Annotated in this window: 15 protein-coding genes and 1 tRNA gene; 9 read left to right on the top strand and 7 right to left on the bottom strand. The window is 59.6% G+C overall.

Features of this window, described 5'->3' with window-relative positions; translation table 11 throughout:
- Positions 1 to 280 precede the first annotated feature (280 nt).
- From DV706_RS01855 to DV706_RS01845, 3 genes are all read right to left on the bottom strand, one after another.
- On the bottom strand, positions 281 to 1,429 hold the full coding sequence (locus DV706_RS01855) for an RNA-guided endonuclease InsQ/TnpB family protein (protein WP_240756801.1): 1,149 nt from the start codon (positions 1,427 to 1,429) through the stop codon (positions 281 to 283).
- The gene (gene tnpA / locus DV706_RS01850) at positions 1,429 to 1,848 is read right to left on the bottom strand and encodes an IS200/IS605 family transposase (RefSeq protein WP_006068041.1); all 420 of its coding nucleotides are present in this window, start codon (positions 1,846 to 1,848) and stop codon (positions 1,429 to 1,431) included. The genes DV706_RS01855 and tnpA overlap by 1 nt, the downstream gene beginning before the upstream one ends.
- Before the next feature lie 249 nt (positions 1,849 to 2,097).
- Positions 2,098 to 2,625 (bottom strand): GNAT family N-acetyltransferase, encoded by a 528-nt coding sequence (locus DV706_RS01845; protein ID WP_006068040.1) that lies wholly within the window; start codon positions 2,623 to 2,625, stop codon positions 2,098 to 2,100.
- 256 nt (positions 2,626 to 2,881) lie between these two features.
- Here DV706_RS01845 and DV706_RS01840 point away from each other — a divergent pair, with 256 nt between their 5' ends.
- From DV706_RS01840 to DV706_RS01830, 3 genes are read left to right on the top strand one after another with little or no spacing between them, the layout of a single operon-like run.
- A complete protein-coding gene (locus DV706_RS01840) occupies positions 2,882 to 3,430 on the top strand; it encodes a hypothetical protein (RefSeq protein ID WP_136350767.1) in 549 nt (182 codons plus the stop codon).
- Positions 3,431 to 3,464: 34 nt separating this feature from the next.
- The gene (locus DV706_RS01835; RefSeq protein ID WP_240756799.1) at positions 3,465 to 3,905 is read left to right on the top strand and encodes a DUF7344 domain-containing protein; all 441 of its coding nucleotides are present in this window, start codon (positions 3,465 to 3,467) and stop codon (positions 3,903 to 3,905) included.
- 49 nt (positions 3,906 to 3,954) lie between these two features.
- Positions 3,955 to 4,674 carry a DICT sensory domain-containing protein gene (locus DV706_RS01830; RefSeq protein ID WP_006068037.1) on the top strand — a complete coding sequence of 240 codons (720 nt, stop codon included), beginning with the start codon at positions 3,955 to 3,957 and terminating at the stop codon, positions 4,672 to 4,674.
- A gap of 114 nt (positions 4,675 to 4,788) precedes the next feature.
- On the opposite strand, the gene DV706_RS01825 is transcribed toward DV706_RS01830, so the two are convergent.
- Both DV706_RS01825 and DV706_RS01820 read right to left on the bottom strand, forming a co-directional pair.
- Positions 4,789 to 5,763 (bottom strand): radical SAM protein, encoded by a 975-nt coding sequence (locus tag DV706_RS01825; RefSeq protein WP_006068036.1) that lies wholly within the window; start codon positions 5,761 to 5,763, stop codon positions 4,789 to 4,791.
- 263 nt (positions 5,764 to 6,026) lie between these two features.
- Entirely contained in the window at positions 6,027 to 6,437 is a 411-nt protein-coding gene (locus DV706_RS01820; RefSeq protein ID WP_006068035.1) for a universal stress protein, read from the bottom strand.
- A gap of 266 nt (positions 6,438 to 6,703) precedes the next feature.
- Between DV706_RS01820 and DV706_RS01815 the strand changes: the two genes are divergently transcribed.
- Positions 6,704 to 7,114, top strand: coding sequence for a universal stress protein (locus DV706_RS01815; protein ID WP_006068034.1), 411 nt, complete (start codon positions 6,704 to 6,706; stop codon positions 7,112 to 7,114).
- Between the two features lie 243 nt (positions 7,115 to 7,357).
- Here DV706_RS01815 and DV706_RS01810 read toward each other — a convergent pair.
- Together DV706_RS01810 and DV706_RS01805 are read right to left on the bottom strand one after the other, a co-directional pair.
- A tRNA-Gly gene (locus DV706_RS01810) sits at positions 7,358 to 7,428 on the bottom strand.
- 102 nt (positions 7,429 to 7,530) lie between these two features.
- Entirely contained in the window at positions 7,531 to 8,241 is a 711-nt protein-coding gene (locus DV706_RS01805; protein ID WP_006068033.1) for a class I SAM-dependent methyltransferase, read from the bottom strand.
- Between the two features lie 207 nt (positions 8,242 to 8,448).
- Here DV706_RS01805 and DV706_RS01800 point away from each other — a divergent pair, with 207 nt between their 5' ends.
- The 5 genes from DV706_RS01800 to DV706_RS01780 all read left to right on the top strand — a co-directional run bounded on the left by DV706_RS01800 (position 8,449) and on the right by DV706_RS01780 (position 13,946).
- Complete coding sequence (locus tag DV706_RS01800; protein ID WP_006068032.1) at positions 8,449 to 8,919, top strand: DUF5793 family protein; 471 nt, start codon at positions 8,449 to 8,451, stop codon at positions 8,917 to 8,919.
- A 102-nt stretch (positions 8,920 to 9,021) separates the two neighbouring features.
- Positions 9,022 to 10,182, top strand: coding sequence for an ABC transporter ATP-binding protein (locus DV706_RS01795; protein WP_006068031.1), 1,161 nt, complete (start codon positions 9,022 to 9,024; stop codon positions 10,180 to 10,182).
- 145 nt (positions 10,183 to 10,327) lie between these two features.
- Positions 10,328 to 10,978, top strand: a complete 651-nt coding sequence (locus DV706_RS01790; protein ID WP_006068030.1) for a DUF998 domain-containing protein — start codon at positions 10,328 to 10,330, stop codon at positions 10,976 to 10,978.
- A 69-nt stretch (positions 10,979 to 11,047) separates the two neighbouring features.
- The gene (locus DV706_RS01785) at positions 11,048 to 11,326 is read left to right on the top strand and encodes a UPF0058 family protein (RefSeq protein ID WP_006068029.1); all 279 of its coding nucleotides are present in this window, start codon (positions 11,048 to 11,050) and stop codon (positions 11,324 to 11,326) included.
- A gap of 37 nt (positions 11,327 to 11,363) precedes the next feature.
- On the top strand, positions 11,364 to 13,946 hold the full coding sequence (locus DV706_RS01780) for a DUF7527 domain-containing protein (protein ID WP_006068028.1): 2,583 nt from the start codon (positions 11,364 to 11,366) through the stop codon (positions 13,944 to 13,946).
- Positions 13,947 to 14,253 lie beyond the last annotated feature (307 nt).

The following is a 14,253-nucleotide window of genomic DNA, read 5'->3' as shown; positions in this document are numbered from 1 at the left end:
CACGATAAGTTATTTGCATAAATAGAATGTAGGGCATAATATGTGTGCTGATTCAAATAACACCGGTGCTTTCGGAGATGGCCATCTAGTCCTTATGATAGTTATTGTGCTGGCACTCATGGGAACTTCTGCATTATTCCTCCTCGGACTACCGGTCTCATGGCTGGTAGCCACATTCTTCCTCCTTTTTATCGGGCTATCGGTAGCTGCGAGGCCTCTATTTACGCAGGCCCGACCACGACTAAACCGTGATCAGAACTAATAAATGAACTACCCCACCCTACTTCGCTCGTCCTGCGGACTCGCTTGTTGAGGATGGGGTTTCTGAGTCAACTCTGAGACGTACACGAACCTGTGCAGCGGTCTCGTCATCGTCGCCCAGTTCAAGGGACGGTTCATACACGCCCCCGAGACTGGATAGCGGGCTCTGAATGTCCTTACCCAGTCCTTTCTTTCCAATATTCGTCGCACCGTTCTTGTCAGCGTTATCGTCCAATCCACACTCATCGCAAAGATGCCGACCCTGACCGACTCGCTCCGTATTCTCTTTCTCACCACACCGCCAGCACGTCTGACTGGTATTGTACTCGTCTACAATCTTCACGCCAATTCCAGCGAATCGTGCCTTGTACTTGATGTACTGAGTTAGCGTGTAGTGAGGCATCGAGTGCAACCGACGGTTCATCTCCGACCCCATATCCTGATTCTGAATACCTTCGAGATTCCCGATGACGATGAGAGCATTCCGCCCCTTAGCGTCCTCAACAATCTGTCGGCTAATCTTGTGGAGTCGGTCATCAATCGCACGCCACTCGCTATCCTTTGCGGACACGAGCGTCTCGTATGCTCCCTTCTCTTGGAGTCGAGTGCGGAGTTCCTGATGGTGTCGGCGTAGTTGCCGAATCTCTTCGCCGTAGAACGTGGTGTCCCGAGAGGGCAGTGCCACCGACACTGCAACCCATCGAGAGCCTAAATCCACAGCGAGAACACCATCATACTCATCCTTCAACTCGACGTTCTGTTTTATCGAGAGGTGAGCGTAGTACTCGCCATCTTCCTTGACAATTTTCGAGTCTTTCACTTTAGCGTCGTCAGGAATCGATTCGTGCGGATTGATTGGAACGTTGACTCCGCCGTACACCTGCGAAACTGGAATCTTCATCCACCAGTCCGCTAACTTGGTGTCGTGCTGCTCAACATCGAACACGTCATTGCGGATGAACCATGGGTACTCGTGGTCGTCTCGCAGGTTCTCTGTGTCGATGTACGCATCGGCAGCTTGCTTCGTGGCGGAGTACAGGTCGGCGTCGTCATCGCCTCGGATGTAGGCTTGGAACTCGCTGAACTCGTAGTCGAGTGCCTCTTGCTTCGTCTGAGTTAGCTCGTCGGTGCGTATCTTGGCAACGATAGTCTTCTCTGCATCCAGCATCATTCGTCATCACCTGCCGAGCGTTGGTTCTCGACGTATTCTTTCAGTACATCCAGCGAGACCTGTCCCGTACTGATGAGACAGTACGAGTTCGACCAGAATTGGTCACCCCACAGTTTGTCGTCCAGTTCGTCTTCGTACTCGTTGCGGATGCGTCGGGCTGATGCTCCTTTGAGGACGTTGACGAACTTGGCGAGGTCTGTGGTGGGTTCAGCCTTGAAAACGATGTGGACGTGGTCTTCGTCGGCTTCGAGATTTTTGATTTCGACGCCGTAGTTGTCTGCAAACCCGTTGGCGACCTCGTGAAGGAACTCCGTTCGTTCCGCTGTGAACACGTTCTGTCGGTATTTCACGACGAGAACAAGGTGGTAGTGCAGGGAGTACACGGAGTGCGCTCCTGTGTCGAGGTCGTATTCCATTGGGTTCGTTCCTATATTGGGTAACCAAAACTAAAAGTATTATGCTGTGTTGCGTTTCTGTGGTTGTATCGGAATAGCGTACGGCTGTATCCCCGCCCTACTGCGCTACTCGCTCACAGTGTTCGCTGCGTTGCTCCTTGAGGACGGGGACTTAGCCTGCAAAAGTTAACGGAGATTTTGGTTGCTGTAGCGTTGATTGCTTCACCTGTCCTTGTCGCTGAGCGTTCCCTTTCGATGCTTGAGTGCCTGTTAAGACTCGGATTCAGGCGGCTCGCTGTCGCGTCGCGACTCGAGAAACCCGTCTTCATCCTCGGAGAGATCGCGCTCGCGAAACTGCTCGAGGCCGGCCTGATAGCGTTCTCGAGGATTCTCGATAGCAGCAGTCGGATACTCGAGCACCAGTTCGGCGATGCCTGTCGTCTCCCCCGTGTAGCCGAAGCCGGCCCGATACAGCGCCTCGTAGGCAAACGGGTTGTTGACGGCGATTCGAAGCCGATCGTAGCCGCGCTCTACGGCGCGATCACGAACGTGGCGCAGTAGCGCCGGGCCGATGCCCTCGCCACGGCGCTCGTGGTCGACGGTGACGTAACGCAGCCACAGCGTTCCCGCGTCGGTGCGATCCTCGTTGAACGCGACGGCGGCAACGATCGTGCCGTCGTCTCGAGCGACGGCTTTCCCGGTGTTCGTCATGACGAACTTGCCGGCGTAGCTGAACCGTTTGTAATCGAGGCGTAGTTTCGGGCCATCGGGCGGCCAGCCAAGCAGATCGTACTCCACGCCGGTAGTTGCCGGTCAGCACCTATAGTCGCTACTGAATATTTCGATCGATCGCTGAACAGCGGCGTGAAAGTCGTGTCAGACGGACTGTTGTATTCAATTACCGCCGATCGCTGGCCCCGTTTCTGGCGATCGACGGTAAATAGTGACAACAATCCGTGGCAGTTGTCACCAGAGTAGGCTGTGCTCGACCATCGACGCGGTGGTTGTGCGTGCCAGTCCAACGCTTTTGAGACCGTTGATCGTAGCCGGAGATATGAGCACCGAGACTGACGATGCGTCTACGTTCGGTATTAGCGGCACCAGCGGCTGGTTCGTCGGTGGCACAGCCGGTGGCGCAGTCGGGGCCGCCGCGTTCGGCCTCTTGATGTGGCTGTTCGATCCCGCCGTCGTCGCCGTCGCCATCCCCGAAATTTACGGGCTCGAGCCGGTTGGAATCGCTGGCTGGGGTGTTCATATCGCCCACGGGATCGTCCTCGGACTCGTGTTCGGATGGCTGGTAACTCGCGACCCCATCCTCGGCATTCTCCGGACAGACGTCGAGACGGACATACTCTCACAGACCGGTATGACGCTCCGACTCGTCGGTGCTGGCTTCGTGTTCGGCCTTGCGATCTGGGCACTCCTTCCCGTGCTCGTCTTGCCAGTCTGGGCTGCGACGATCGGCGGTACCGCTGGTGGATTCCCGATAGCCGCTATCGAGAGTCTGGTCGGACACCTCCTGTTCGGGATCGTCCTCGGAGTCATCTTCGCCACGACCGCCGATCTCAGCGAGCAACCGTCCGGGCAGCCACTCGAAGACTGATATCGCTCATCGACTCGGGTTCCGGGGTCGGCAGGTGTCGTCTCCACATATCACCGATGGCAAATGTAAGGGGGCGATTGACATACTCTCGCTGTCTACCCAGGACATGGACCCCGAACACCGCTCGTCGAACGGGTCGGCGTCGAGACGGGACGTCGTCGACGATGGGTTTCTGGTGCTTCGAAACCAATCCCGCCGGTTTGCGTGTTATTTTCTGCTCGAACACGAGACGGCAGCAGTGTCGGAGCTAGCCGACGTCGTTGCCGGCTGGATTTACACAACGGATGGCCGGATCGTCGAATCACAGTGTCGAGAGCAGTGTTATCTGAGCCTCCTCCACACACACGTTCCGATGCTGGTCGAGACGGGTGTCGTGTGTTACGACGAACGTGCCGGTACTGTTTCGCTGGCGCCGTGCCCAGAGCCGATTCGGACGTTGATAACACGGGCCTGTGCGATGGAAACCAGTTCATGATCACTCACGCCGCGGTCGGTCGCTCGTTCGGGCTCGAGGCCCACATCCAATGACACTCACTACCTGCTTCACTCGACTCGAACCGCCCACACGAACGGTCACCATCTATGCACCACAGCCACAGCCCGACATCGTCGACTGGTTCCAGACTGGTGTCGACGCCATCGACCACCGCTCGCTTCCGGACGAAACAGCAGCCAGCCAGAGCTTTTTTAATATCCACGAGGACGAGACGTTCGTCGCAGCCGTCAGCCTCGAATCCGCCCGCGAGTTTCTCGAGCCACCGATCTATGAGCCGTGGACCGATGCGTTCGACGACGCCGCCTATCGCCGCTTGATCGATGTCTTCGAATCGACGGTGTGGCGCTCCCTCGAGCGACGACAGCTACTCGCGGTCAGCCGTGAGATCGAGACCCGAGCCTGGAACGTTGGTAGCGGGACGCTCCGGGTCGGATTCCAACATGCGACTGCCCTCGAGGCGATGGCACCGGTCTACGCCCGCCTCGCTGCGGAGACGGCACTCGATATCCACGTCTACATTGCCGACGACTGGAACCGGCCGTCGATCCCCGGCGTAACGATCCACACCAACGGCGACGACGAGATCAGCTCGTTCTGGGTGCTCGCCTTCGACGGCGACGGCGATCCGCTTCGGACCAGCGGTCTCATCGCTCGAGAGCGCGCCGATAGCGGCTTCGATGGGCTGTGGACCGACGAGACACAGCTCGTCGCCCGACTCGAGCGGGCGCTGCGGGCGGTTGGCGAGTGACGAGCCCACCTGCTCAACGTCGGTTTCGCCACCGCCGGACCCATAACACCTCGTCTTTCATCGCCGAACAGCTGTGCGTTCGCGCGGTCGTCGTCTCCGGTCCGGCCGACAGCCTCAGAACAATCCCTGTAATCCCGGTCGGTCCGCAAGCATCGACCGATCGAGAGAGAGTCGCTCGAGTCCAACATCACGGGCGTGTTCGACCACGGCGTCGTACTCGGCTTCGGTGATCGGACGGCTGATCGCCTCGTAATACTCCTCATCGACGGCCTTGTAGTGGGGCTGGTACTGTGCCATCACGTTGACGAAGGTGTCTGCGGACAAGTCCGTTGCAATGAACTCAAGCACCCGTTTGGCGCTGTCGACGTGGTTCGGCATGACGAGGTGTCGAACGAGCACGCCGCCTGTCGCCAGCCCGGTGTCATCGAGGCGGAGGTCGCCGACCTGCCGGTGCATTTCCCGGAGCGACCTCCTAATGTTGGACCAGTAGTTCGGCGCTTTCGAGTATTTCGCCGCCGCCTGATCGTCCGCCCACTTCACATCGGGCATGTAGACGTCGACGATACCATCGAGTCGCTCGAGGATTGCTGGTCGCTCGTAGCCGCCGCAGTTCCAGACGATCGGCACGTCGAGGCCGCGCTCGTCGGCGAGCTTGACGGCTTCGACCAGATGCGGCGCGTGGTGGGTCGGCGAAACGAAGTTGATGTTGTGACAGCCGTTCGCCTCGAGTTCGAGGGCCATCTCCGCGATTTCGGCCGGTGTTGCCGGCTCACCCGCCGCCTCGTGGCTGGTTTCGAAGTTCTGGCAGAAGACACACTTCATGTTACAGTTTGCCAGAAAGATCGTCCCGCTTCCGTTGTGCCCTTTGAGACAGTCCTCTTCGCCGAAATGCGGGAAGTACCCCGAGACGTACGCGGTGTCGTCGACCTGGCAGGTCCCCTCCTGACCGGCCGTTCGATCAACATGACACTCGTAGGCACACAGGTCGCAGTCGGCGTATCGCTCCCACAGGTCGGTACTGCGCTGCTCGAACTCGTCGTCCGAAAGCTGCTTGTAGTTCGGTGTCGACGCTGATGACTCGACGCTCATACTGTTGAGTTTGGTACTAAATACCATAGTCGTGTTGCCACCCGACAGAATGCTCATTCAAACGGTGTGTTGAGTTCAGCGATGTGACCTGTGACCGGGGTGGCCATCCGCGGCGTCGGCCGTTCCGAAACGACGGTCCTCGAGTCGGTGTCCGACAGCGAACTCCCCGAGTAGCCGAAACTCGAGATGGGTGTCCGTCAGCCACTCGAACGCTGTCAGGCGGCTGAATCGGATCGAAGCGCCCGTCGTTCGGTCCCAGCGCGTTACTCCTCGGGTGGGACCGTCAACACCGGGATTGGGGCCGTCTGGATCGTTCGTTGTGCGACGCTGCCGACCAGAAACCTGTGGAGACCAGTTCGGCCGTGGGTGCCCATGACGATCATATCGATCTCGTTGTCGTCGGCGTACTCGACGATCTGCTGGGCGACAGGCCCCTCTCGAGTGGCGCCCGTGAACGCAAGACCTGCCTGTTCCACCCGTTCTCGCCCCGTCTCAACTGCCTCGTCGACACGGTCGGCCCACTCCTCGCGGAGTTTGGCCCCCCTGGTCATCTCTGGAACGACTGCCAACACGTGAACGGCTGCCTCGAGTGGGGTTGCGATCTCGATTGCCTGCTCGAGTGCGTGATAGCTGTTGTCACTGCCATCCGTCGGGACCAAAATATGCTCGACCATTGCTGCTCTGGTTCATCCTGTCCACAATGTGGGACATATAGGCGAGGGGTCATCCAGTTCGCCCCGATCCTCGAGTGTCATCCGGTCTGGAACGACGTCCCGTTCATCGTTCGTGACTGGCCGGTAACTCGAATCGACAGCCCGACTACCAGTATCTATCGTAGCTACTGACGTTCAGCGGCTGCTGTAGCACAGCGGTTCCAACCGACACCCAGAGACATGCAAGCAGAAGGCTTATAGACGTATTCGTTGGCTGAATTACATCAATGTATGAACACATTCTCATCCCGACCGACGGGAGCGAAAACGTAGCGCAGGCGATCGACAATGGAATCGCGATCGCGGACGAGTTCGGCGCAACAGTGCACGCACTGTCGGTCGTCCCGTACGTCGTCACACGCGACCGGCTTCGCCACGATCCAGAAGCCGAGGCAGAACGCGCAGTCGAGGCTGTCGAACAGCGGTGTAACGAGGAAGGAGTCGATGTGAGTACGGAAGTTCGGAAGGGAAACCCACCAGAAGAGGTGCTCGCCTACAGTGAAGACCACGATATCGATGTCATCATTATGGGAACCCACGGGAGAAGTGGGCTCGAACACGCCATTATTGGGAGTGTTGCGGAACGAGTCGTCCGAAGATCGTCGATACCCGTCTTGACAGTGCGTCCGGAAGACTGAGACGGGGATCGCGTCGGTGACTCTGAGACGCACGGACAACGCCTGCAGCTCGCAAACCTGCTCGCTGTAGAAGTGCACTCATGCGACTGCTGCTGCTCGCGGATTTGCTCGCAGCAGAAGTGCGCGGACCGGGATTTGAACTACGTGAAGACGGTCGCGTTCGCTTTGCTCACGCGCTGCGACTTCCCTACTTCAATACCCTCATACGATACCTGCGGCTCACGAGTTTGTTCGCAGCAGAAGTGCGCGGACCGGGATTTGAACCCGGGCCATGAGCTTGGAAGGCTCAGGTCCTACCACTAGACCATCCGCGCCTATCTCCCAATTCTGGTTCCGTGTTTAAGATGCTTCCGTTTTCGATCAACCCGCTCGAGTCGGCCATTCCTGGCCCCCACTTCCGACCATACCTGACTCTATCACTCCGCTCGCGGGCTCGAGTCGGCCGCTCCCGCCACGGTCGCATAGCAGTTACCACTCGAGACCTCCCACTCGAGCACTTCGAGTGCGCTCGCCTCGAGCGCCGTGTCGAACTCCTCGGGGCTGTAGATATGGTAGAACCGGTCAACGATCTCGCCACCCGGCAGCGTCCACTCGACAGTCGTGTCGAATCCTTCCGTTTCGTCGAATTTGTCGTGGGCGGTCGACCACACGCTGAGGAGTGCGCGGCCATCTGGAGCGAGAACGCGTGCGAGTTCGTCGAGACTATCCCGTCGTGCTCGCTGGGTCGGCAGGTGATGGAGCGTCGCGACGTAGACGGCGATGTCGACGCTATCGGTAGCCAGCGGCAGTCTTGCGGCGTCGCCCTGACAGAGCGCGACCTCGAACTCGCGCTCACAGGCGCGTTCACGCCCGGTCTCGAGGAGTCCGCGGCTGGCGTCGAGACCGACGACTGGTTCGCAGTGAGGGGCCAACAGTTCGGCGTGGCGACAGTTGCCACAGCCAAGATCGAGTCCGGTAAGCGGAGTGTCCGAGTCAGTTTCGAGGCCGTCGGCATGCGTCTCGACGAACGTCTCGACTTCGGGCCAGGCGTACTCTCTGGTGGCGGCGAAGTGGGTGGCAATCCGGTCGTAGGTGTCACGAACGGCGGCTCGTCGCGAGGTGTCGGCTCGCGTTTGCTCCTCGGCCATTGTCCGTCCTCGTTGGGGAGCGCGCAAAAAGCGTTCGCAACGCCAGCAGACGACGGGCACGCTCGTGATCGAGAAGGGGCACTGCACTCACACGACGGTGGGTTGAAACGGGAGCCGTTGGGATGTACTGATCACGTGGCCACCGCGACGTGACGGTTCGCTGTGCGTTACGTTGATACGGTGTGAGTGCGAATCGGTAGATACGGAATGAGGCGCGAGCACTTCACGTTAGATGTCAACAATGTCGACTGGGTCGAGACCAACGGTGAGCCGAGCAAACCCTCGGTATCGATTGACTTTACTGGCCCGGCGACGATGCTTCGCGAGCGCCTTACCGGCCCCGACGGAGACGTTCTCGAGGCAGCGGAAACCGATGTTGCACTCCGATTACAGGGCCCACTGGGCGACGGTACCGCGGGTGTCGTCAGCGTTACGAACCGGGTCACCGGCGAGTTCATTCTCGAACTCAATGAGGATGCCGACGATGTCCTGACGTTTATCCAGGCCGCACGTGGCTACGGTGAGGACGAAATCGAAGCCGAGGGACGCTATGAGGTCGAAATCAGTCTCGATGGCGATCCGTTTGTCAGCTACGACAAACAAACGTTTCTCGTCTACGACGACGAGGGAGATCTGCTTCGCCAACACAGTTTGATCCCGAGCGGCGTCGAACTCTGATCGGCGAGCAGTCTTTTTAACCGACTGGATCTGACCGGCAGATATAAGTGTTTTAGGCGCACCTAAAAGAACGAACGCCGGCAGATGCCGGAGGGGCGATCAATGGCGAACGGACAACTGCTCACAACGACGGCTGGAGAACAACCGGAGACACCGACGGTGTCGGCGGATGACGTCGTGCTCGAACTCGAGAACGTCGGCAAACAGTACGGTACCGAAGAAGTCATCCCAGACCTCTCTGTGACCGTTCGCGACGGTGAGATCCTCACGTTGCTTGGCCCGTCCGGCTGTGGCAAAACGACGACGCTCCGGCTGATCGCCGGCCTCGAGAAACCGAACAGCGGCCAGATCCGCCTTCGAGACACCGACGTCGCCGGTAACTGTCGATTCGTGCCACCGGAGGACCGCGGCGTCGGCGTCGTCTTCCAGGAGTTCGCGCTGTTTCCACATCTGACCGCCCGCGAGAACGTTGCCTTTGGGCTCCAAGAGTGGGCCGAAACCGAACGCGACGCACGCGTTGACGAACTCCTCAAACTCGTCGGGCTCGAGACACAGGGCGAGGCCTATCCGGAGGAGCTCTCCGGCGGGCAACAACAGCGAATCGCCCTCGCTCGCTCGCTTGCCCCCGAACCCGAGATGCTGTTGCTCGACGAACCGTTCTCGAATCTGGACGTGGATCTACGCGTCGAGATGCGCGAGGAAGTTCGTCGGATTATCAAGGAGGCAGGTGTCACTGCCATCTCGGTCACTCACGATCAAGAAGAAGCGCTCTCGATCTCCGACCGTGTTGCCGTGATGAACGACGGCGCAATCGAACAGATCGACACGCCACAGCAGGTCTTTCAGCAGCCCGAATCTCGGTTCGTCGCTGGCTTTCTCGGCCACGCCAGCTTTCTCTCGGGAGCGGTCCGCGGCGACAGCGTCGACACCGCACTCGGTCGCGTGCTTCGGGATGACGTCCACGGCCTTGCCCACCAGTACGACGGCACCAACATCGACCTGCTTGTCCGCCCCGATGACGTGACGGCCTTCCCGGCCGAGGAGTCGGAAGCCAACGGCAGCGTGGTCTACCGCCGGTATCTCGGCCCGACCGTCCTCTACCGTGTTGAACTCGACACCGGTGAAACCATCGAGTGTATGCACAACCACTCCGACCAGATCGATCTCGATGAGCGTGTTACCGTCCGCGTCACGGCCGACCACGAACTCGCGTGGTTCCCGGCCGGCCAGCGCGACGGGACGACACCTGTTGGTGCGGACTGAGACGAGCTGCTGTCACGAGCCACCGGCACGACTGCGAGTCATTTTGTGGTCACACCGGAACTAAGCGGGTTCGCCCGAGTCGCCGCTGCGCCGCGTGGAGAAACAAACACACAGGTTGATACGTTTTCGTCGCGATTCGAACGGTATGGCTGACAGGAACTGGCATCGAATCGCATCGGGGTGTGGACTCGCCGCACCGATCGTCGCTCTGGGTGCAATTTTCCTTGCGACCCTGCTTGCTGCCCCGGAAACGTTCACTTGGCGCGACCGTGCACTCTCGGATATGGGTCGCTATGGTGCCAACACCTTCCTGCTTTTCAACGGCGGGCTCGTTCTCGGTGGACTGCTTGGACTCCCGTTTGGCTGGCGACTCTGGGTGGCGAGTCAGACCACCCTCGAGCGCCTCGGCGTCGGCTTGCTGTGGGGTGCGACGATCGGACTGGTCGGCGTCGGTGTCTTCTTTCTCGACCACACTGAGTTCTATCTCACAACGAGTCTGCATGGGCCGGCTGCCGTGCTGTTTTTCGGACTCGCACCGTTTGCACAGTGGCTCTACGGTACTGGACTCGTCCTGGTCGAGAAGCCACGACTCGGACTGACATCGATCTGGCTCGGACTAGTGCATCCACTCGGCTGGCTCGGTTGGTTGTTGTTTCGAGTCGGCAGCGATGACCCAATGGCGTGGTTTGCTGTCCCGGAGTTCGTCGCTGCGCTTGCCTTCGGCAGTTGGGTCCTCCTCATTGCCGGCATTCAGTGGCGACGAGACGGGAGCAGAACCACCGTACCGAGCCGCTGAGCGCCCGAGACGGGTTTTGCGACTGAAGCGCACACAACGCTTAAATCGAAACCGTTCATACAACGGTGTATGCATAAGGACGAACTCCTCGAGCTCCACGAAGAACTCGTCGTCATCATGGAGCACTTCTCCCAGCGAGAAGACGTGGATGAGACACTTTTTGAGCCGTACCACGAACTCGACGTCGACCCATCACACGTCCACAAATCGAAAAGCGAACACAAACACGCCGTCTTCATCCTCGGCAACGCCCTTGCAAACGGCATGAGCGAAGACGAGTTCTCGAGCGCCGGTCGAATCGGCAAACGGATGAAAGAACTCGCCGAAGACGCCGAGTCGAAAATCTAGGCGAAACGTATTTGTTTCAGTTCACGCTTGTTGAACTATGAACTCGCGCACGCAAGAGCGCGTCGAACAATGGGATTCTCAGCAGTTCGATGGCGGGTACGATGGCCTTGCTGATCTCGCTGCTGCTGACTTCTCGGGGGCTGTTGTCGCCGCTGGGACGTGGCTATTTATGCTCAACGGCCGCATCGTCGGCGTCGTCGACGGATCAGTTTCGGACTTCGAGACCACGACGGGGACGGTCTATGAGGCACCGCATCCGTCGCTCCCACTGCTCTCGGCAATGGAGGAAGCAGACGGTGACACGAGAGCGAAGTACTACACGAACGAGACACCACTGCACGAAGTCGACGAGACACTCCAGAGCGGCTCGTTTACGGGATATGTCGAACTGAGCGAAAACGTCCTTAGTGGAGACTACTACGCCGTCTACTACGGCGGTCGTCGAATGGCGGCGGCCTACATCGGCAACGCCGAGCAGCTGCTGACCGGCGATGAGGCGTTCGAACGTGCCGACAACGAGGTTGGGATCTACGAAGTAACCGACGTCGACATCGACGTCACCGACGTTCCAGGCACGGACACGACCGAACACGTCGACGATTCGAGTTCGAACCACGAGACCACTCCCGACACCGAACCGGAACCGACGCCAAGTGCAGCGACGACCGACGAGCCGAACACGGAGATGGCCTCCGAGCCGAGTTCCGATCCGACGGAGTCGGCGATCGAGTCGATCGATCTCTCCGAAACGGAGCCGACGACGGCCGATGAGCCCGCGGGCACCTCAGTCGCAGATATCACCCTCGACGACACAGCGACGGAGTCGCCCAGCGAGGAGACGGATGCCCAGTCAGGGATCACGACGGCCGACGGCTCGGAGCCACACCCTGCCTCGAGCGGCATTACTGAGACAGAAGTGACAAGCGAACTCGAGAGCGATTCGGCTCCGACGGACGAAGACGGCCAAACGGAACTCGAGTCGGAGACACGTGAGTTCGTCACAGATCTGGCAGCAACGACTGAGATCGACGACAGCAGCAGTTCCGATTCGGGCGCGCCCGAACACGAGTCCGTATCGGTTGGCGACGATGACGAAGCCGGGACCAACGAATCCGCCGAAGCGGTGGGAGCAAACACCACGACGGTCGGTTCGGACGATGAGTCCGTTGGAACTGATAGCGAGCGCGGCGAACGGTCGAGTCTCGATCCTGCCGCGGTAGAAAAGGCAGCAGCACAGCTGGAGCAGAGCAACATCTCCTGGACCGAAGACGACGTCGAGTCACAGTCCGACGACGAACCACAGGCGGATGACGAACGATTCGAGCAGGAAGCACAGTGGCGCGAAACGCGGCGTATCCCGTCGATCGATCCAGACAACACTGAATCAGCGGAGTCGGCGAAAAACAGTGCGTCCGCCGGCCGCGGTGACACTGCACGGTCGTCATCGAAGTCGACCACCACTGACAGAGCCGACAACACGTCGGGTCGCACAGCCACGACGGCCGCCAGATCGGAGACACCGACGTCGGAAACGAACCGACAGCGTCACCGATCCGAAGAAGACACCCACAGCCAACGCGGCAGTTCACAACAGGCAGAGCAAGCTACCGCCACCACTGCCGGATCAGCGGACGAACAGACAGCATCCAGCGCTGACCACGAACGGCGAATCGCCACGCTCACACAGCAACTGGAGACGCTCGTGGAGAAACGCGACGCCCTCGCAGCCAGAGCCGAGGAGCTCGAGGCCGAACGCGACCGGCTTCGATCGGAAAACAACGAGCTCTCGACAACGGTCGATCGCCTCCAGTCACGTGTACAAAAGCTCCAATCCGAACTGGAACAGGCTCGTGAATCTGCATCCGACTCAGAGACGGACACGCCGGACGCGAGTACGGCACTGCCGGCCCAGCAGGCACTGGCCGGAACGAACCTCTTCGTCCGGTATGGCTCGAAGAGCCAGCCAACCCTCGAGACGGCTCACGACGGCGAGGCCGATCGCACCGAGGTCGAATCGAATCGTCGCCTCGAGTATCACACCGGGTTCGACGCGAGCGACGTCGCCGTCGATGGCGCTCCCTACGAGGAGTTTCTCACCGCGACAATGGAGTATCGGTTCGTCGACTGGCTCACCGCAATGGTGCTCTATGAGATCCGTGATACCGGTAACGCCAACGGACTTGGCGATCTCTACGACGCGATCCCACGAATCGACCGCGCCGAGCTCGAGGCGACGATCTCGCTTGCAGACGACGACACCGACGACGTTCCCGACGACGTAACCTTCGATATCGTTGCGTTCGATAAGATGGGGAACCCGTTGATCGTCGCAAACCTGAACGAATCGCGCGAGCCCGCAACACAGGCGATGCTCGAGGAGATGGAAGAAGCCGCCTCAGCAGTCAAGGCGAACTACCCCGACCTCGCGGCGGCGACCGTTGTCACCTCGAGTTACTTCGAGCCTGGCGCGCTCGAGGTCGCCGAACAGGCGACGACTGGTGGCCTGCTCAGCCGCAGTTCGAAGTTGAGCTACGTTAATCTCTCCCGAAAACAGGGGTATCACCTCTGTCTGGTCGAGTCGCGCTCGGAAGGGTTCCACATGAACGTGCCCGAACTGTGACCGCCGGGTTGGACTGATACTGCCGGACAACACGATTCACGCACCGATCACACGTGAACAACTGATTCTCGCAGCACTCTCGCGTGGCTGTTGCCGGCCGTTGCAAGAGGAGTATTGTGTGCAGTCTCAGCGATGAGCGAAGCGAAGCCGGCATAAATGAGTCGGCGCTGGCCAGCGCTCAATCAGCCGGGAACGTGACTGTGGCTAACCGACCGGTTTCGAGTGTGGCCGTCCGTGATGAGCAGATATCGATCGCTGGTCGAGGCACGTTGCCTCGATATCTCCGGCCCTGAAAGACGCACAGAAT

The sequence above is a fragment of the Natronorubrum bangense genome (genome assembly GCF_004799645.1).
Taxonomy (GTDB): domain Archaea; phylum Halobacteriota; class Halobacteria; order Halobacteriales; family Natrialbaceae; genus Natronorubrum; species Natronorubrum bangense.
The sequence above is the reverse complement of the archived record's forward strand: the minus strand, read 5'-3'. Positions and strand labels throughout refer to the sequence as shown.

Bases quoted from the DNA above. Each gene is read 5' to 3' on its own strand.
- DV706_RS01855 (WP_240756801.1), bottom strand. From the start codon at position 1,429: ATGCTGGATGCAGAGAAGACTATCGTTGCCAAGATACGCACCGACGAG.
- DV706_RS01785 (WP_006068029.1), top strand. From the start codon at position 11,048: ATGCATAAGGACGAACTCCTCGAGCTCCACGAAGAACTCGTCGTCATC.
- DV706_RS01820 (WP_006068035.1), bottom strand. From the start codon at position 6,437: ATGGTCGAGCATATTTTGGTCCCGACGGATGGCAGTGACAACAGCTAT.
- DV706_RS01840 (WP_136350767.1), top strand. From the start codon at position 2,882: ATGAGCACCGAGACTGACGATGCGTCTACGTTCGGTATTAGCGGCACC.
- tnpA (WP_006068041.1), bottom strand. From the start codon at position 1,848: ATGGAATACGACCTCGACACAGGAGCGCACTCCGTGTACTCCCTGCAC.
- DV706_RS01780 (WP_006068028.1), top strand. From the start codon at position 11,364: ATGAACTCGCGCACGCAAGAGCGCGTCGAACAATGGGATTCTCAGCAG.
- DV706_RS01790 (WP_006068030.1), top strand. From the start codon at position 10,328: ATGGCTGACAGGAACTGGCATCGAATCGCATCGGGGTGTGGACTCGCC.
- DV706_RS01815 (WP_006068034.1), top strand. From the start codon at position 6,704: ATGTATGAACACATTCTCATCCCGACCGACGGGAGCGAAAACGTAGCG.
- DV706_RS01830 (WP_006068037.1), top strand. From the start codon at position 3,955: ATGACACTCACTACCTGCTTCACTCGACTCGAACCGCCCACACGAACG.
- DV706_RS01800 (WP_006068032.1), top strand. From the start codon at position 8,449: ATGAGGCGCGAGCACTTCACGTTAGATGTCAACAATGTCGACTGGGTC.
- DV706_RS01795 (WP_006068031.1), top strand. From the start codon at position 9,022: ATGGCGAACGGACAACTGCTCACAACGACGGCTGGAGAACAACCGGAG.
- DV706_RS01805 (WP_006068033.1), bottom strand. From the start codon at position 8,241: ATGGCCGAGGAGCAAACGCGAGCCGACACCTCGCGACGAGCCGCCGTT.
- DV706_RS01825 (WP_006068036.1), bottom strand. From the start codon at position 5,763: ATGAGCGTCGAGTCATCAGCGTCGACACCGAACTACAAGCAGCTTTCG.